Below are 17,004 nucleotides of genomic sequence, written 5' to 3'. Positions count from 1 at the left end.
AAAACATCCACTCCATTGAAGTTTTCAACAATGCTGCTGATACCAGGTTAGTATACCACAAAAATCTCCCTGCGTCTACATTCTATAATGTAATTTATAATACATAAGAAAAGACGCACCTGCGTCCGTCTGCAAGGCTTGTGTCCAACACCCAAATCAGCCACAAGATATGGTAGAAGAAAAGTTTTCCACGGGGAAGGGGTGAAAAAGTTGAAAGATTTTTCACACCCGGTTTTGAAAAAAGTTTGCTGGAAAGCGAAAAAAATGCTTGACAGAAGGGGATAGTGTGCGATATACTGTTGAATTGCAAGCCTGTCCCCATTTTGGGACCAGAATAGACCCCATCACCGGGGACGAGTTTTTACGGAGGATACAACCATGAAGAGAACTTTTCAGCCCAAGAAGCGTCAGCGCAAGGAAGTTCATGGCTTTCTGACCCGCATGAGCACCAAGAACGGCCGCAAGGTCATCAATGCTCGCCGTGCAAAGGGCCGCAAGAGCCTGACCGTCTGATCCAGCTGCGTTGAGCAATGGGTCCGGCGCAGAATTGAACATGCGCACAAAAGGCCGCTGATATCGAATTGGCGGTCTTCTTTTTTATTTTCGCGCGGTTTGACTAAAAAATATTCCGAAGATTTGGCACAAAAAACGTCCGGACAGGCTTTTCATGTCGGCGTTTTTTTGCTATACTGATTTTGAACTTTGCCTTTTGGGCAGAGTACCCGATTTTACCAGAAAAGGAGGCGCCGAAGGAGTGCGCTATCGTCCCATCCGCCGCAACAGCGAATATGGCCGCGTGTATGCCCGCGGCAAGTCCTATGTGAACCCGGCGCTGGTGCTGTACGTCCTCAAGACCCGCGGCAAAAAGACCCGCGTGGGCCTGACAGCCACCAAAAAGATCGGCCATGCCGTGCAGCGCAACCGTGCCCGCCGCGTGATGAAGGCGGCCATCGACGAGCATCTGGACTACAACATCGGCGGCTACGACCTCGTGTTTGTGGCGCGGGGCATCACTCCGCACCTCAAGAGCTGGCAGCTCAGCGAAGTGGTGGCCAAACTCTTTGCACAGGCCGGTCTGCCGGACAAGGCCAAACAGCCGGGAGCCAAGCCCCCGGCCACGGTTCCGCCGGCTCAGAAGCCGGCCCCGCAGGAATGAGCCTTTCGCAGGGATGCCGGAACGCGCTCTGCGCGCCCATCCGATTCTACCAGCGCTTCATCAGCCCCGGCCTTGGGCGCAGCTGCCGCTTTTCGCCTTCGTGCAGCCAGTACACGCTGGAGGCCATCCAGACCCATGGCTGCCTGAAAGGGCTGCTGCTGGGCGCGGCCCGCATCGCCCGGTGCAATCCGCTGGGCCGCTGGGGGTACGACCCTGTTCCCCCGAAGGGAAGGTGGGTCAGCCCGGAGCGGAAGCTCTCGGCCGCACGGCTCTTCCGGGCCAGACGGAGCCATCGCTCCTGAAAAATCAGCTTCTTGTGACGCACCGAACTGTGGGCGGTGTGTCCTTCTCATAAAAAATTTATCGTCCCGCGCCACAGGCGGGGCAGAATGGACGAAGATATGAATCCTTTATACATCCTCGGCTGGCCTCTCGGCTATGTAATGGAGTGGATCTACAAGCTGATCCCGAACTATGGCTGGGACATCATCCTGTTCACCCTGCTGATCACGCTCGTCAAGATCCCGCTGCAGATCAACCAGCAGAAGAGCATGGCCCGGATGTCCGCCTACCAGCCTCTGGTCGCCGACATCCAGAAGAAGTACCGCGACAAGCCCGACAAGCAGCAGGAAGAGCTGATGAAGCTGCAGGAGCAGGGCTACAAGCCCACCGCAGGCTGTATGCCCATGCTGGTCAACTTCCTGGTCATGTTCGGCGTCATCGAGGTCGTGTACCGCCCGCTGCAGCGCATCTTCCACATCGGTGCCGATGCCCTGACCGCTGCCGGTGAGGCCCTGACGACCCTTGGCATCAGCTTTACCACCGTGACCCGCGACACCAACATCATCGCGCAGGTCATTGCGGGCGAGAGCACTGTCACCAGCTGCTTCACCCCGGATCAGGTCAGCACCATCACCGAGTTCGGCCAGCACATGGATTTCTTCGGCATCGACCTGACCCGTGTGCCCCAGTACAGCCTGGCCGCAGAGAACCTGCCCCTGCTGATCTTCCCCGTCCTGGCCATCGTGACCATGTTCATCTCCACCCACATCAGCATGAAGGCCTCCGGCCAGCAGATGCAGGGCAGCATGAAGCTGACCATGTATATGATGCCGCTGATGTATCTGTTCTTCTGCTTCACGGTCCCCTGCGCATTCTCCCTGTACTATGTCGTCTCCAACATCCTCATGACTGTGCAGAGCATCATCATGAAGAAGATCTACGACCCCGAAAAGGTGAAGGCTGAAGTTCTGGCGGAGATGGCAGCCCGCAAAAAGGAGCAGAAGCGCGGTGTGAAGAGCACCACCATCAAGGTCACGGACGAGAAGACCGGCGAGACGGTCGAGAAGAACATCTCCGCCAGCGAGATGAACAAGCGCCGCCTGGAGTATGCCCGCCAGCTGGACGCAGAGCGCTACAAGGACGAGCGCACCGTTCCGCTGAGCGAGCTGAACAAGAAAGAGGAGGAATAACGGTTATGATCCGTACTCAGGAAGCAACCGGCAAGACGGTTGATGAAGCCCGCGCAAAGGCCTGCGCCCTGCTGGGTGTGCAGGCTGAGGATATGAATGTGAGCTACGAAGTGCTGGAAATGCCGCAGAAGACGGGATTCCTGGGCCTGAAACTGACCCCCGCCAAGGTGCGGGTCAGTGTGGAAGAGCCCGATGCACCCAAGGCTCCGGAGGCACCCGCCGCCGCAGAGGCACCGGCTCCCGTGGAGGAGAAGGTGGAAGTGCCCGCCGCACCCGCTGCGGAGGAAACTGCTCCGGCCGAGGAACCCAAGGCTGAGGAGGCCGCACCGGCTGCAGAGGCAGCTCCCGCAGAGGAAGCCGAAGAGGTGGAAGTGCCCATCAACATCGAAGAGAACAGCAAGGTCAAGGCCGCTGTGGAATATCTGCAGGAAGTCATCACCCGGATGGGCGTCAATGACGTGACCTTCAGCGCCGTGCAGAAGGGCGAAGCCACCATCATCCGTCTGGATGGCGAGAAGCTGGGTGCCCTCATCGGCCGCCGCGGCGAGACCATGGAGAGCCTGTCCTATCTGGCAAGCCTGGTGGCCAACCGTCTGGAAGGCGATTACATCAAGCTGGGTCTGGATGTGGCCGGTTACCGCGACAAGCGCGAGAGCGATCTGACCGCTCTGGCGCAGCGCATCGGTGCCAAGGTCCGCAAGACCGGCCGCAGCTTTGCCATGGAGCCGATGAACCCCTACGAGCGCCGCATCATCCACTCTGCCATCGGCAAGATGGAGGGCGTCCGCAGCGAGAGCAAGGGCGAAGGCCGTGACCGCCGTGTGGTCATCTACTCCACCGCACCCGATGCCCAGACCGACAACACCTACGGCGAGCGCCGCCCGCGCGGCAACGGCCGCCGGAACGGTGGAAACCGGAATGGCGGCTATCGCGGGAACCGGAACGGCGACCGCAATGGCAGCAATCGCGGCGGCTACCGCAGCGGACCCCGCCCGGCAGGCAGCCGCGGCGGCCGCGGCTCCGGTGTGCCGGAGCGCACCTATGCGCCCCGCGACGCGGAGGATGCAGCACCCGTAGCACCCAAGCGCACCGAGCGCGTGGACGACTTCGCCGATTTCAGCTTCGGCAAGATCGAGATCTGATCGCTGAGTTTTGAACCATGCTGCCCCTTTCTGGTGGAAAACTGCCGGGAAGGGGCAGCTTTTGTTTTGCACACAGGCCGCCTGCGAAGAAAAACTTCCCTTTTTCGTCGGTTCGTGGTACAATAAATTTTGATTCAAACCAGCGGGAGGGGACACAGATGCAGGATTCGACCATTGCAGCCATTGCAACAGCACCGGGGGCGGGCGGCATTGCCGTCGTGCGCCTTTCGGGGCCGGAGAGCTACGCCGTGGCGGCGCGGGTGTTCCGCCCCGCGAACCCGGACCGGACCGTGGCCGGGGCCAAAGGCTACACCGCCCTGTTCGGAACATTTCTGGAAGGGGAGGAAGCCTTCGATGAGGGGGTCGCCCTCTTTTTCCGGGCACCCCACAGCTACACCGGCGAGGACGTGGTGGAGCTGAGCTGCCACGGCGGCAGCGCTGTGGCCCGGCGGCTGGTGGAAAGCTGCATCGAGGCCGGGGCTGCGCCTGCTGCGCCGGGCGAGTACACCCGCCGCGCCTTCCTGAACGGCAAGCTCAGCCTGACCCAGGCCGAGGCCGTCATGGATCTGGTGTCTGCGGATGGCAGACAGGGGGCCGCGCTGGCCAATGCTTCGCTGGGCGGGGCGCTGGCCAGAAAGATCGCCGCCGAAAAAGAGGCCCTGACCAGTCTGCAGGCCCATCTGGCCGCGTGGGTGGATTTCCCGGAGGAAGATGTGCTGGAGCTGGACGAGACCCATCTGCAAGCCGTGCTGGGCAGCGTGAAGGACGAGCTGGATATCCTCATCCGGAACTACGATGCCGGGGCCGTTCTGCGCGAAGGCGTGGATTGTGCCATCGTGGGCCGGCCCAATGCAGGAAAATCCACCCTGCTGAACCTGCTGGCCGGGTTCGACCGGGCCATCGTGACCCCGGTGGCGGGCACGACCCGCGACGTGGTGGAACAGGCCGTCCGGCTGGGCGACATCCGGCTGAACCTCTTCGACACCGCCGGACTGCGGGATACCGAAGACGTCATCGAGGCCGAGGGCATCCGCCGCAGCTGGAAGAAACTGGACGAGGCTGGGCTGGTGCTGGCCGTCTTTGACGGTTCGGAGCCGCTGACGCGGGAGGACCTTGCGCTGGCCCGGAAGTGTGCGGGCCGCCCGGCCATTGCCCTCATCAACAAGGAGGACAAGCCGACCCGGTTCGACGCGGAGGTCATCGCGCCCTATTTCGCGATGGTGCTGCCGGTCTGCTGCCAGGAGGAGGGGGCACGGAAGCTCATCGCCTCGGCGGTGGCGCGGCTGCTGGGCACGAACCAGATCGACCCCCACGCTGCCAGCCTTTCGGGGCAGCGGCAGCTTGCCGCCGCCACCCGTGCGCGGGAAGCGGTCGCCGGTGCGCTGGAGGCCGCAGCGGGCGGGTTCGGGCTGGATGCCGTATCGGTCTGCGTGGACGATGCCCTGGATGCCCTGTGTGACTTGACCGGCGAAAATGCGTCGGAAGCGGTCATCAACGAAGTATTTGAACGATTTTGTGTGGGAAAGTAAAAATGAACCATTTAGGAGATTATGACGTCATTGTGATCGGCGCAGGCCATGCGGGCATTGAAGCGGCCCATGCGGCTGCAACGCTGGGTGCGAAGACGGCGGTGTTCACCATGAGCCTGGATGCCATCGGCAATATGCCCTGCAATCCCAGCATTGGTGGGACTGCAAAAGGAACGCTGGTACGTGAATTGGATGCTCTTGGCGGCGTGATGGGCCTGGCGGCGGACGCCACCTATCTGCAGAGCCGGATGCTGAACAAGGGCAAGGGCCCGGCGGTCCATGCGCTGCGCGTCCAGACCGACCGCAAGCGCTACCACGAATATATGAAACATGCGCTGGAATTGACGCCGGGTCTGGCCATCCATCAGGCAGAGGTCGTCTCCATCGAGGTGGAGGACGGCCATGTGAAGGGGGTTGTGACCCAGCTGAACGGCGAGTATGGGGCCAAATGTGTGGTCATCGCCACGGGCACCAACCTCGGCGGCAAGATCTTTGTGGGCGATGCGTGGTATGCCTCCGGCCCGGACGGAATGCACGCCGCCAATGCCCTGACCGAGAGCCTGAAGGCAGCGGGCCTGCCGTTGCGTCGGTTCAAGACCGGCACCCCGGCCCGTGTCCACCGGCGCAGCATCGACTTCTCCCAGCTGGAATGCCAGCCCGGCGACCCGGACCATGAGCTGCAGCCTTTCAGCTTCCTGACCGATGCGCCCATGCACAACAAGGTGGAATGCTGGATCGCCTACACCAACCCGGAGACGCACCGGATCATTCTGGACAACATCCAGCGCAGCCCGCTCTACGGCGGCATGATCGAGGGTGTCGGCCCGCGCTACTGCCCCTCCATCGAGGATAAGGTCGTCCGCTTTGCAGGGAAGGACCGCCACCCCATCTTTGTGGAGCCCTGCGGCGAGAACACCGAGGAGATGTATTTACAGGGCGCTTCCAGCAGCCTGCCGGAAGATGTGCAGAACGCCTTCTACCGGAGCATCAAAGGGTTTGAGAACATCGAGATCATGCGTCCGGCCTACGCCATCGAATACGACTGTGTGGACCCCACCAGTCTGGAAGCAACGCTGGAGAGCAAGAACGTTCGCGGTCTGTACGGTGCGGGGCAGTTCAATGGCACCTCCGGCTACGAGGAAGCGGCTGCGCAGGGGCTGCTGGCCGGCCTGAACGCCGCCCGCAATGCACTGGGCAAAGAACAGCTCATTCTGCCGCGTCATACGAGCTACCTCGGTACGCTGGTGGATGACCTTGTGACCAAGGGCGTCATGGACCCTTACCGCATGATGACCAGCCGCAGCGAATACCGGCTGACCCTGCGGCAGGACAACGCCGACCAGCGCCTGACCCCCATCGGCCGGGACTATGGGCTGGTGCAGGATGACCGCTGGGCCAGATACCAGCACACACAGGCCATTCTGAATGCGGAGCGCCGCCGCCTGCACGAAACGCATCTGCGCACCGCCGACCTGCGGGCCGCGATGGAAGCGGCGGGTCTGGCCCCGGCAGCGGAGGGCGGCATCGCCGAAGAGCTGCTGCGCCGCCCGGAGATCTCCTATTCGCTCCTCACGGGCGTCATCGGCTGGGGGGAGGAGATCACCCCCATGCTGGCCGAGCGGCTGGAGACGGAGATCAAGTATGCGGGCTACATTGCCCGGCAGGATCGGATGATCCGCGACGTGGCCCGCCATGAAAAGACGCTCATCCCGGAGGGTTTCGCCTATGAGGCCCTGACCGGCCTGACGCTGGAAGCCCGCGAGAAGCTGGCGCGCATCCGCCCGAAGAATCTGGGGCAGGCGGGGCGCATCCCCGGCGTGTCGCCCTCGGATGTGGCGCAGCTCAGCATCGCGCTGGCCGCAGGCCCCCGGAAAGATTGAGAGAGAATGCCAGGGCCTCTTCTCCTAAAAGGAGAGTCCACCATGCGCCGACCTACGTAAAGCTGACCGGGGAATGCCCCGTCCGAACACGCGAAACACCTGAAACGAAAAGGAACAAACGATGATCGACAAAAACAGACTGGAAGAAAAGTGTTCCATGTGGAACATTGCGCTGACCGGGACCCAGCTCGACCAGCTGGACGCCTTTGCAGAGATCCTGGTGGAGTATAACCAGAAGGTCAACCTGACCGCCATCACCGACCCGGAGGGCATCGAGGACAAGCACTTCCTCGACAGCCTGCTCTTTGCCGCGCAGCCGGAAGTGGCAGGGAAGATGGTGGACGTCGGCGCAGGGGCAGGCTTCCCCGGCATCGTGACCAAGATCTACAAACCGGAACTGGAACTGACCCTGATGGAGCCGACCGGCAAGCGGGTGGAGTTTTTGAAATATGCCTGCGGCCAGCTGGGCCTGACCGGGGTGGAGTTCGCCAAGGAGCGCGCTGAGGAAGCAGCCCGCAAGAGCTGGCGGGAACAGTTCGACCTTGCCTCGGCCCGCGCGGTGGCGGCTCTGCCGATGCTGGCCGAATACTGCCTGCCGCTGGTCAAGGTCGGCGGCAGCTTTCTGGCAATGAAGGGCGCTTCCGGTGAGGAGGAACTTGCGGCAGCCCGCGGCGCCATCCGGAAGCTGGGCGGCGCGTATCAGGAGACCCGCACCCTGCATCTGCCCGGCGGCGACACCCGCACCCTCATCCTCTGCAAAAAGATTTCGCAAACTCCGACAGCGTACCCCAGAAATGGTGGAAAAATCGCAAAATCGCCGCTGAAATAACGAAATATCGAAATAAAATTGAAGCACCCTGCCGAACGAAACTTCTGGCAGGGTGTTTTGTTTTCTGGTACACTGGGGATGGAACGAGGCTTGTTTTCCACCTTTTCCTGAGAAATTGTTGAAAACGAGCGCATACTTTGGTGAAAGGGGCATTCTTATGTTTGAACGTAGAAGATCCGCTGGAAAGATCGTACAGCTCCCGGTGGAAGACATCCATCCCTCGCCGTATCAGGCGCGCACGACCTTTGATGAGCACGAGCTTGCGGGGCTGGCCCAGAGCATCCGGGAAAACGGTCTGTTGCAGCCCATCACGGTGCGGAAGACCGACAGCGGCTATGAGCTGGTCGCGGGGGAGCGGCGGCTCCGCGCCTGCAAGCTGGCGAAGATGGAGACCATCCCATCCATCGTCTGCAACTTTACCGACCAGCGCACCGCCGCGCTTGGCCTGCTCGAAAATTTGCAGCGGGCAGACCTGAATCCATTTGAGCAGGCGCAGGGCCTGCGGGACGTGATGGTTTTGTGGGACTGCACACAGGCCGAAGCAGCCAAACGGCTGGGGATGGCACAGCCGACTCTGGCCAACAAGCTTCGCCTTTTGCAGCTGACAGGGGACCAGCGGCAGTTCATTCTGGACAACGGCCTGACCGAGCGCCACGCGCGGGCAGTCCTCCGCCTGCCGGAGAACCGCCGCAGCGAAGCCCTCATCATGATCGCCAAGCGGAAGATGAACGCCCGCGCGACCGACCTTTACATCGACCAGCTGCTGAACGAGACGTCGCAGGGCAAGCACCGCATCTCGATGGTCAAGGATGTGCGCATCTTTGTGAACACCATCGACCACGCCATCCGCCTGATGACCGACAATGGCGTGCCCGCCACCGCCCACCGAGAGGAGCGGGACGGCTACATTGAGTACACCGTCCGCATCCCAACTGCTGCGGCCCAGAAATAGGGGAGGGAATGTTCCATGTGGAACATCCGGAGCCGAAAAAACAACAGCAAAAACGCGCCGGGAGAGCGAAAGAATTTGAAAAAATCGAACGGAGGAAGCAAAATCTGCGAATGTGGGGCCGTTTTCGCGCAAAATTATAAAGAATCGGGTTCAAAAAGCCGCGCTGATGTGCTATACTAAAGAACAAAGGGGTCCGCAGACGGGAAAACGGCGGCCCGACCTCGAATGTTCCACGTGGAACAAAAAGTTTTCCTGAGAGGAAGAAAACGCGCGTGGCAAAAATAGTTGCAGTTGCAAACCAAAAGGGCGGCGTGGGCAAAACGACCACGGCCGTCAATCTGTCGTCCTGTGTTGCGGCGCTGGGCAAAAAGGTGCTCATCGTGGATCTGGACCCGCAGGGCAACACCACCACCGGCTACGGCATCCCCAAGCGGAGCGTCGAGCTGGGGACGTATGAGATGCTCATCGGCGAGGCGAGCGCCCGGCAGGCCATCCGGAACACCGAGTTCCGCACCGACGTCATCGGCTCCAACACCCGGCTGGCGGGCGCGAGCCTGGAAATGATCGACCTGCCCGGCCGTGAGAGCCGCCTGCGCAAGGCGCTGGCCGAGGTGCAGAAGGACTATGACTTCATCTTCATCGACTGCCCGCCCAGCCTGGACCTGCTGACGCTGAACGGTCTGTGCGCCTGCGACAGTGTGCTGATCCCGATCCAGTGCGAGTATTATGCGCTGGAAGGTCTGTCTGAGCTCATCAGCACCCTGAAGACCATCCGCAAGAAGTACAACCCCTATCTGGACATTGAGGGCGTGGTCTTCACGATGTTCTCCGGCCGCCTGAACCTGACCATGCAGGTCGTGGAGCAGGTCAAGAAGTACTTCGGGGCCAAGGTCTACAAGACCACCATCCCACGCACCATCCGCATTTCGGAGGCACCCAGCTACGGCCAGCCCATCAATTTCTACGAGCCGAAGGGCAAGGGCAGCGAGGCCTACATGGACCTCGCCATTGAGTTCGTGAAGAACAACCGCCCGCACGAGCCTGCCAAACGGCGCGGCAAGGGCAGCAGTGCACCCGCCGAACCGAAAAATGCGCTGGAAGAAGTAAAGCAGGGGGAAGTATAAGGAGATGGCAAAGAAAAGAGGGGGCCTCGGCCGAGGGCTGGAAAGTCTGTTCGAGGACGTTTCGCCCAGCTTTGAGCCCGACAATGCAAAGATCGAGACCCTGCCGCTGCGGGAGATCGAGCCTGACCCCGACCAGCCCCGCAAGACCTTTGATGACGAGACACTGGCCGAGCTGGCCTCCAGCATCGCCGAGCATGGCCTCATCCAGCCCATCGCGGTGCGGCCCAAGGTATCCGGCGGCTACCTCATCGTGGCAGGCGAGCGCCGCTGGCGGGCCTGCCGGATGGCGGGCCTGACCGAAGCGCCGGTCGTCGTAAAGGACGTCACCGACGAGCAGGCCATGGAGATCGCGCTGGTGGAGAACCTGCAGCGCGAAGACCTGGACCCGGTGGAAGAGGCCATGGGCATCCGTGAGCTGATGACCCGCTGCGACCTGACCCAGGAGCAGGCCGCCCGGAAGTTGGGCAAGAGCCGCAGTGCGCTGGCCAACAGCCTGCGCCTGCTGAACCTGCCGGAAAATGTGCTGGAGCTGCTCAAGAGCGGTTTCATCAACACCGGCCACGCCAAGGTCATCCTGGGCCTGCCCACGCCGGAGCTGCAGGAGCAGGCTGCGCAGATGATCGCCGACCATGAACTGAACGTCCGGCAGGCCGAAGTGCTCTGCAAAAAGCTGGCACGGCCCGCCAAAGGCCCCGCCGAACCGGCCCCCATCGACACATTGCCGGTGGAGGTGGAGGAGAGCCTGAAAGAGGTGCTGGGCAGCGAAGTCAACGTTGCATATCATGGCGGCAAGGGCAGGCTGACGGTGCATTTCTATTCGGACGAACAGCTCCGGGCCTTTGCAAACCTGCTGGGCCAGTATCAACAATCATGCGATTGAGGGCGGGCTCCCGCCTTTGAACGGCACGGGGACGATGCGCCCCCGCGCGAATGAAATAGAGTAAGGAGAGTAAATCATGCTTGATATCAAATTTGTCCGTGAGAACCCGGACGCGGTCAAGGAAAACATCAAGAAGAAGTTCCAGGACGCCAAGCTCCCCCTCGTGGACGAGGTCGTTGAGAAGGACGCCAAGTACCGTGAGTGCCTGAAGGAGGTCGAATCCCTCAAGGCTGCCCGCAACAAGCTGAGCAAGGCCAACGGCCCGCTGTTCGGCCAGCTGAAGAAGTGCACCGACGAGGCACAGAAGGCTGAGCTGCAAAAGCAGATCGACGCCAACAACGCCGCCGTCAAGGCCGACGCAGACAAGATGGCAGAGCTGGAAGCCGAGGAGGCGACGCTTGCAGCCCGCATCCAGGAGATCATGTACACCATCCCCCAGATGATCGACCCCAGCGTGCCCATCGGTCCCGATGACACCTACAACGTCGAGGCACAGCGCTTCGGTGAGCCCGTCGTGCCCGATTTCCCCATCCCGTACCACACCGAGATCATGGAGAGCTTCGACGGCATTGATATGGACGCCGCAGGCCGCGTGGCCGGCAATGGCTTCTACTATCTGCTGGGCAACATCGCCCGCCTGCACGAGGCCGTTCTGGCCTATGCGCGTGACTTCATGATCGACAAGGGCTTCACCTATGTCATCCCGCCCTTCATGATGCACGGCAATGTGGTGCAGGGCGTGATGTCCTTCCCGGAGATGGACGCCATGATGTACAAGATCGAGGGTGAGGACCTGTACCTGATCGGCACCAGCGAGCACACCATGATCGGCCGCTTCATCGACCAGACCCTCGACGAGGCAACGCTGCCCCTGACCCTGACCTCTTACAGCCCCTGCTTCCGCAAGGAGAAGGGCGCCCACGGCATCGAGGAGCGCGGCATCTACCGCATCCACCAGTTCGAGAAGCAGGAGATGATCGTCGTCTGCCGCCCCGAAGAGAGCGCCGACTGGTATGAGAAACTGTGGAAGAACTCTGTGGAGCTGTTCCGCAACATGGAGATCCCCGTCCGTCAACTGAACTGCTGCTCCGGCGACCTGGCAGACCTGAAGGTCAAGAGCTGCGACATCGAGGCCTGGAGCCCCCGCCAGCAGAAGTACTTCGAGGTCTGTTCCTGCTCCAACCTGGGCGATGCACAGGCCCGCCGCCTGCACATCCGCGTCAAGGGTAAGGACGGCAAGACCTATCTGGCCCACACGCTGAACAACACCTGCGTGGCACCTCCGCGTATGCTGATCGCCTTCCTGGAGAACCACCTGCAGGCCGACGGCTCGGTCACCATCCCCAAGGTCCTGCAGCCCTACATGGGCGGCCTGGAGGTCATGGTCCCGACCCACAAGAAGGGCTGAGAGCTGACCACACAGTTTTCCACAACAATGCAATAAGATGTTGAAAACACCCCGCTTTACCGTTTGCTGACGCAGACGATCGAGCGGGGTGTTTGCTGTTGATGGGGGACGATTTCTTCACGGCAGTCTCGCCTCGTAGACATTCCTGGTACGCTGGGACCCGCGGGCTAAGCAACAGCCTGCAGGGCTGATTGCTTACGGTGCTTCGCACCGCCGCCCTGTTCGATTCCCATGCGGGCAAAAAATAAAAGCGTTCAAGCCTTTGCTTGAACGCTTTTATGACCCGTACGGGAATCGAACCCATGTTACAGCCGTGAAAGGGCCGTGTCTTAACCGCTTGACCAACGGGCCTTATAAATACAGAGCTTCGCTAAAACCTCCGACATTCATCATCCACTATTGCGGACGACCGTCCCCCTTATCTTAGCGAAACTCTGTAACTTGGTAGCGGCAACTGGATTTGAACCGGTGACACTTCGGGTATGAACCGAATGCTCTAGCCAACTGAGCTATGCCGCCATATTTTGTTTGCGCACTTGAACGGTGCTTTATTATTATATCCAGAACTCGCCTGTTTGTCAACAATTATTTCTAAAAAAATCAAATTTTTTTCAGATCTCCGGTACAGCCCGAAAAAACGAGCGGCTGCACTGCCGCAGCCGCTCGAACATGGGGCGTTTTCCGTGCCGTCACTCCCGGTACTTTTCCATCATCTCTTTGAACAGGATGGCCGGGGACGGCGGAGTGTAGGTGATGGCGTTGGCACCGGCGGCGATGGTGGCCGAGATGCTCTCGCCGGTCTTGCCGCCGCTGGCGATGATGGGGACATCCGGGAACGCATCGCGGATCTTTTTCACGATGCGGGGCGTGTCGGTGCTGCAAGCCACATTCAGGATGGACGCGCCGGATTCGAGGCGGGCACGGATGTCGGTGTCCGCCTTGGTCACGGTGATGATGACCGGGATGTCCACCACCCGCGAGACCGCCAGCAGATTCAGGTCGGAAATGGGGGAGTTGAGCACGACGCCCATGGCACCCTGGCTCTCGACGTCGCGGGCCAGGTTCAGGGTGCGCACACCGTGGGTGGTGCCGCCGCCCACGCCGCAGAACACCGGGATGTAAGAGGCCTTGATGATGGCGTCACTGATGGCCTGTTGAGGCGTGAACGGATAGACGGCGAAGACGGCGTCGGCATCGCAGTTGCGGATGATGGCGAGGTCGGTGGTGAAGACGAAGCTTTTCAGCCGCCGACCGTTGATGACGATGCCGCTGGCCTGATAGACCTCCTGCGGCATTTTCAGGATGTTGTGGCGCAGGCGGCTCTCGACATTGGGGGATGCTTTCTTTTCAGCTGCCATAAGGGGATACCTCCAGATGATTCCGGTGTGATTCAAATTTGAATCAAATTATAAGAAAGAAGGCCCCGGAATGCAATGAACTGCCCGTAAACTTTATGAAAACAAAAATCACCCTCTCCGGGCAAATTCCAGAATGTCCATCGGCACGGCGGCCAGCGCATCGGCACCGGCTGCGGTAAGCTCCGCTTCGCCCCGGAAGCCCCAGAGCGCGCCCATGGCGGGCAGACCGGCGTTGTGGCCGGTCAGGATATCCACATCGCTGTCGCCCACGAAAAGGGTGCTGGCGGCCTCTGCACCGAGGTCCTGCATCAGGGCATAGACGCCGGTGGGGTCAGGCTTGGTGGGCACATTCGGGCGGTTGCCCCGGACAAGCTCGAACCGACCGGTGCCGAAGTAGTGCGCGATGATCTTTCCGCAGAGCGGGTCGGCCTTGTTGGAAAAGACGGCGGTCTGGATGCCTTCGGCCTTCAGGGCGTCCAGCAGCTCCGGGATGCCGGGATAGGGTGCCGTCTTGTCTTCCTTGTGGGCATCGTACCGGGCCGTGAACTCGGCCAGCGTCGCGGCCAGCCGTTCGGGCGACCGGGCATCGGCGGGCGAAAAGCGCTCCACCAGCTTCGGGATGCCATTGCCGACCATGTGCTTGAACTGCTCCACCGTAAAGGTGGGCCAGCCGTGCTGAGCGCAGACCCAGTTGCCTGCATCGGCCAGGTCGTCGATGGTGTTCAGAAGGGTACCGTCCAGATCAAAAAGGATCGTTTTTATCATAAGATTCGACTTCTTTCCAAAAATTCAAAACATTTCTGTGCGTCCCGCCACGGGATGCTGCGCACCGTCAGCCGGACAAAGCCGGGGAAGGCGACGGTCAGATTGGTGCGGTCTGCATGGACGGCCCAGGGCGACTGCCGGGCCGTCAGGCAGATGTCCGGATGGAAGACGCAGATGCTGTGCAGATAGATGCCCCGCTGCCGCCGCAGGGTCAGACGCCCCTCCCGCAGCCAGACCCCTTCCCGCCGGTAGCCCATCGCGCCGCCCGCCAGCCCCGCCGCAAAGAAAAGGGTGGGGAACAGCAAGGTCACGGTCAGGCCGGGCAGGGTGGAGCGGGAGATGAGGGTGAGCAGGGCGCAGAGGGCAAAGGGTGCTCCGGCGGGAGCAAAAAAGATGAGACTGCGCTGTTCCGTCCGGGCCAGAAGGTCCGGCGGCATCCGAAATTCGGGCAGAAGCTCCCGGAAAAGCGCTTCCTCCCCGGAACGGTAAACGAAGAGCGGCAGCTCCGGGGAGCAGCTGCCCGCCGTCACGAAGACCGGCCAGCGCCGCATCAGCCGGGCAAAGGGGGAAAGGCGGACATCGGCAAAGCTGATCTGGTCGCTCTTCACCCGGCACTCGAACCGGTCCAGCCAGCCGCCGCGGCTGCCGATCTGGGTGCTGGTGTGCCAGACCTCGTAGTGCACCGTCTGCACAAAACTGCGCAGCAGGCTCAGCCCCAGCAGAAAGCCGGAGAAGGCCAGCAGCCAGGCCGCACCGGCGGGCAGCCACCGTGCCGCCAGCCCGGCCAGAAAGTTGATCTGCGCAAAGGCCAGCTCATAGCGGTCCGGGCCCTGCTGCGTCTGCCGGATGGCCAGCAGAAAGAGCGCCAGCGTGGAAAGGCTGTTGGCCCCCAGCAGCCCCAGCGCAGCCCGCTCGCCGCCTTTGGGCCGGTGCAGGCTGGGGGCCTCGATGGGGAGCAGCTGGTCGGCCAGATGCTGCGCATCGGCCCGGCGGAGGCAGAGGGTCAGGGTGCGCTGTTTCGGCTCGCCCACGGGATAGAGCGTCACCCGGCTGGCCCCGGCCAGCCGGTAATAAAACGGCCGCTCGATGGTCAGGGCTGCCAGCGAAGCGCCCCGCACCGTCCGGTCGAACCGGAACAGCAGCTTCCAGTGGAGGCAGAAGGTGCCGCTTTCGTCCAAAGACCAGCTGCTCGCGTGGAGGATGACCCAGCTCAGCGCACAGACCAGCAGAAAGAGGATGAGATCCTGCCGGAGCGCTGCCCGCAGCGCCGCCCAGTTGCGCTCAAACAGCACGCGGAGGAGCGGCACCAGATAGAGCACCAGCGTTTTGCGGAGGACCCGCAGGGCGGCAAAGGGGTGCAGACGATGTTCGGTCATGGGGCGTCCTCCGCAAGGGCACAGGCCAGCGCCGCCGCCTGTGCGGCGGGCACGGCAGGCACCAGCACCCGTGCGCCGGGAGCCGAGATGACCAGCACCGTGACGCCGGCCAGCCGCAGCAGCGGCGAGCGGAACTGCTGGATGCCGGTCACGGCCCGGCGGGGCACCACCCGCCGCACCGGAAAGGCGATGCCGGCATAGATGGTCAGGGTGTGTTCCCCCAGCACGGCAGCATAGCTGCAGGCCCGCGCCCGCAGCAGGGCCGTGAGCACGGCCCAGAGCAGGCAGAAGACCGCCCCGGCGGACACGCTCTGCCAGAAGGCGAACGGCGCAAGGAACAGCCCGGCGGCGGCTGCCCAGATGCAGAGCACCGCCCGGCCCTTGGGCGGGATGACCAGCGCCGTGCGGCGCAGCTCCCGCTCGGTCATTTGCCGCTGAGCCCCCACGCCTCGGTCAGCAGGTGGAGGGTGTCATCCTGCGTCAGGAGCAGGATGCGGTCCCACGGCAGCAGGACGGTGTTGCCGTGGGGGATGATGAGCTCGGTGTCGCGGGTGATGCTGACCAGGATGGCATCGCCGGGGATGGGGATGTCCATGATGGCCTTGCCCGCATAGAGGAAGTTCTCCGGCAGCAGGATCTCGTTCAGGCTGGCCGTGCCGCCGCCCAGCGAGAGCAGCTGGCGGATGGTGTCGGTCTCGATCTCCCGCTCCAGGATGTGGCTCAGGTTGTCGGTGCCGCAGACCACGGTGTCCACGCCGAGGGTGTGGAGCAGTTCCCGGTTCTTGGGGTTGGAGGCACGGGCCACGGTGCGGCCGACGCCGAACTCCCGCTTCGCGATCTGGCAGGCGATGAGGTTGTCCTCATCCGAGCCGGTCACGGCCACAAAGGCGTCGCAGCTGGCCGCGTCGGCACTGTGCAGGGTATCCATATTGATGGAATCGCCGCAGATGACCGGGATGTCCAGCTGGTCGGCCAGCATCCGGCACTGCGCTTCCACTGGTTCGATGATGACAACGGAATGGTGGTTGGCCAGCAGGCTCTGGGCCAGATACCGCCCCACGCGCCCGCCGCCGGCAATACAAACTTTCATACAAAACCTCGATATTACTTAAAGTTTATCTTCTTGCCGCCGC

At 61.9% G+C, this 17,004-nt stretch carries 17 protein-coding genes and 2 tRNA genes; 12 read left to right on the top strand and 7 right to left on the bottom strand.

Features of this window, described 5'->3' with window-relative positions; all coding sequences use genetic code 11:
- Positions 1-378: 378 nt before the first annotated feature.
- The 12 genes from rpmH to serS all read left to right on the top strand — a co-directional run bounded on the left by rpmH (position 379) and on the right by serS (position 12,372).
- Positions 379-513 (top strand): 50S ribosomal protein L34, encoded by a 135-nt coding sequence (gene rpmH, locus I5P96_RS14150; protein WP_005924258.1) that lies wholly within the window; start codon positions 379-381, stop codon positions 511-513.
- A 241-nt stretch (positions 514-754) separates the two neighbouring features.
- Complete coding sequence (gene rnpA / locus I5P96_RS14145) at positions 755-1,156, top strand: ribonuclease P protein component (protein ID WP_097791277.1); 402 nt, start codon at positions 755-757, stop codon at positions 1,154-1,156.
- Complete coding sequence (gene yidD / locus I5P96_RS14140; protein WP_097791278.1) at positions 1,153-1,458, top strand: membrane protein insertion efficiency factor YidD; 306 nt, start codon at positions 1,153-1,155, stop codon at positions 1,456-1,458. The genes rnpA and yidD overlap by 4 nt, the downstream gene beginning before the upstream one ends.
- An 87-nt stretch (positions 1,459-1,545) precedes the next feature.
- Entirely contained in the window at positions 1,546-2,628 is a 1,083-nt protein-coding gene (locus I5P96_RS14135; RefSeq protein ID WP_223382643.1) for a YidC/Oxa1 family membrane protein insertase, read from the top strand.
- Between the two features lie 5 nt (positions 2,629-2,633).
- Positions 2,634-3,770, top strand: coding sequence for an RNA-binding cell elongation regulator Jag/EloR (gene jag, locus I5P96_RS14130; RefSeq protein WP_223382642.1), 1,137 nt, complete (start codon positions 2,634-2,636; stop codon positions 3,768-3,770).
- 158 nt (positions 3,771-3,928) lie between these two features.
- Positions 3,929-5,299: a tRNA uridine-5-carboxymethylaminomethyl(34) synthesis GTPase MnmE gene (gene mnmE, locus I5P96_RS14125; RefSeq protein ID WP_223382641.1), complete on the top strand. Its 1,371-nt coding sequence runs from the start codon at positions 3,929-3,931 to the stop codon at positions 5,297-5,299.
- Between the two features lie 2 nt (positions 5,300-5,301).
- Entirely contained in the window at positions 5,302-7,179 is a 1,878-nt protein-coding gene (mnmG, locus tag I5P96_RS14120; RefSeq protein ID WP_223382640.1) for a tRNA uridine-5-carboxymethylaminomethyl(34) synthesis enzyme MnmG, read from the top strand.
- Positions 7,180-7,300: 121 nt separating this feature from the next.
- A complete protein-coding gene (gene rsmG / locus I5P96_RS14115) occupies positions 7,301-8,008 on the top strand; it encodes a 16S rRNA (guanine(527)-N(7))-methyltransferase RsmG (RefSeq protein ID WP_223382639.1) in 708 nt (235 codons plus the stop codon).
- Between the two features lie 157 nt (positions 8,009-8,165).
- A complete protein-coding gene (locus I5P96_RS14110; RefSeq protein ID WP_223382638.1) occupies positions 8,166-8,960 on the top strand; it encodes a ParB/RepB/Spo0J family partition protein in 795 nt (264 codons plus the stop codon).
- Between the two features lie 272 nt (positions 8,961-9,232).
- Entirely contained in the window at positions 9,233-10,084 is an 852-nt protein-coding gene (locus tag I5P96_RS14105; RefSeq protein ID WP_207686268.1) for a ParA family protein, read from the top strand.
- A gap of 4 nt (positions 10,085-10,088) precedes the next feature.
- The gene (locus I5P96_RS14100; RefSeq protein WP_223382637.1) at positions 10,089-10,964 is read left to right on the top strand and encodes a ParB/RepB/Spo0J family partition protein; all 876 of its coding nucleotides are present in this window, start codon (positions 10,089-10,091) and stop codon (positions 10,962-10,964) included.
- 76 nt (positions 10,965-11,040) lie between these two features.
- Positions 11,041-12,372, top strand: coding sequence for a serine--tRNA ligase (gene serS / locus I5P96_RS14095; RefSeq protein WP_223382636.1), 1,332 nt, complete (start codon positions 11,041-11,043; stop codon positions 12,370-12,372).
- Positions 12,373-12,651: 279 nt separating this feature from the next.
- On the opposite strand, the gene I5P96_RS14090 is transcribed toward serS, so the two are convergent.
- The 7 genes from I5P96_RS14090 to I5P96_RS14060 all read right to left on the bottom strand — a co-directional run bounded on the left by I5P96_RS14090 (position 12,652) and on the right by I5P96_RS14060 (position 16,961).
- Positions 12,652-12,723: transfer RNA gene (locus I5P96_RS14090), tRNA-Glu, on the bottom strand.
- Positions 12,724-12,814: 91 nt separating this feature from the next.
- A tRNA-Met gene (locus I5P96_RS14085) sits at positions 12,815-12,891 on the bottom strand.
- Between the two features lie 170 nt (positions 12,892-13,061).
- Positions 13,062-13,730, bottom strand: coding sequence for a hydrolase (locus I5P96_RS14080; RefSeq protein WP_118553889.1), 669 nt, complete (start codon positions 13,728-13,730; stop codon positions 13,062-13,064).
- 108 nt (positions 13,731-13,838) lie between these two features.
- A complete protein-coding gene (locus I5P96_RS14075; RefSeq protein WP_118553888.1) occupies positions 13,839-14,495 on the bottom strand; it encodes an HAD family hydrolase in 657 nt (218 codons plus the stop codon).
- Positions 14,492-15,871 (bottom strand): PH domain-containing protein, encoded by a 1,380-nt coding sequence (locus I5P96_RS14070; RefSeq protein ID WP_223382635.1) that lies wholly within the window; start codon positions 15,869-15,871, stop codon positions 14,492-14,494. Before I5P96_RS14070 ends, I5P96_RS14075 begins: the two co-directional genes overlap by 4 nt.
- Positions 15,868-16,299, bottom strand: a complete 432-nt coding sequence (locus tag I5P96_RS14065) for a PH domain-containing protein (RefSeq protein ID WP_223382634.1) — start codon at positions 16,297-16,299, stop codon at positions 15,868-15,870. The genes I5P96_RS14070 and I5P96_RS14065 overlap by 4 nt, the downstream gene beginning before the upstream one ends.
- Positions 16,296-16,961, bottom strand: a complete 666-nt coding sequence (locus I5P96_RS14060; RefSeq protein ID WP_223382633.1) for a potassium channel family protein — start codon at positions 16,959-16,961, stop codon at positions 16,296-16,298. Before I5P96_RS14060 ends, I5P96_RS14065 begins: the two co-directional genes overlap by 4 nt.
- Between the last annotated feature and the right edge of the window lie 43 nt (positions 16,962-17,004).

Source organism: Faecalibacterium prausnitzii (assembly GCF_019967995.1).
Lineage (GTDB): Bacteria > Bacillota > Clostridia > Oscillospirales > Ruminococcaceae > Faecalibacterium > Faecalibacterium prausnitzii_E.
This window is presented reverse-complemented; position numbering and strand designations above follow the sequence as displayed.

Bases quoted from the DNA above. Each gene is read 5' to 3' on its own strand.
- rpmH (WP_005924258.1), top strand. From the start codon at position 379: ATGAAGAGAACTTTTCAGCCCAAGAAGCGTCAGCGCAAGGAAGTTCAT.
- mnmE (WP_223382641.1), top strand. From the start codon at position 3,929: ATGCAGGATTCGACCATTGCAGCCATTGCAACAGCACCGGGGGCGGGC.
- I5P96_RS14070 (WP_223382635.1), bottom strand. From the start codon at position 15,871: ATGACCGAACATCGTCTGCACCCCTTTGCCGCCCTGCGGGTCCTCCGC.
- yidD (WP_097791278.1), top strand. From the start codon at position 1,153: ATGAGCCTTTCGCAGGGATGCCGGAACGCGCTCTGCGCGCCCATCCGA.
- serS (WP_223382636.1), top strand. From the start codon at position 11,041: ATGCTTGATATCAAATTTGTCCGTGAGAACCCGGACGCGGTCAAGGAA.
- I5P96_RS14065 (WP_223382634.1), bottom strand. From the start codon at position 16,299: ATGACCGAGCGGGAGCTGCGCCGCACGGCGCTGGTCATCCCGCCCAAG.
- jag (WP_223382642.1), top strand. From the start codon at position 2,634: ATGATCCGTACTCAGGAAGCAACCGGCAAGACGGTTGATGAAGCCCGC.
- I5P96_RS14075 (WP_118553888.1), bottom strand. From the start codon at position 14,495: ATGATAAAAACGATCCTTTTTGATCTGGACGGTACCCTTCTGAACACC.
- mnmG (WP_223382640.1), top strand. From the start codon at position 5,302: ATGAACCATTTAGGAGATTATGACGTCATTGTGATCGGCGCAGGCCAT.
- I5P96_RS14060 (WP_223382633.1), bottom strand. From the start codon at position 16,961: ATGAAAGTTTGTATTGCCGGCGGCGGGCGCGTGGGGCGGTATCTGGCC.
- I5P96_RS14135 (WP_223382643.1), top strand. From the start codon at position 1,546: ATGGACGAAGATATGAATCCTTTATACATCCTCGGCTGGCCTCTCGGC.
- I5P96_RS14110 (WP_223382638.1), top strand. From the start codon at position 8,166: ATGTTTGAACGTAGAAGATCCGCTGGAAAGATCGTACAGCTCCCGGTG.
- rsmG (WP_223382639.1), top strand. From the start codon at position 7,301: ATGATCGACAAAAACAGACTGGAAGAAAAGTGTTCCATGTGGAACATT.
- I5P96_RS14080 (WP_118553889.1), bottom strand. From the start codon at position 13,730: ATGGCAGCTGAAAAGAAAGCATCCCCCAATGTCGAGAGCCGCCTGCGC.
- I5P96_RS14100 (WP_223382637.1), top strand. From the start codon at position 10,089: ATGGCAAAGAAAAGAGGGGGCCTCGGCCGAGGGCTGGAAAGTCTGTTC.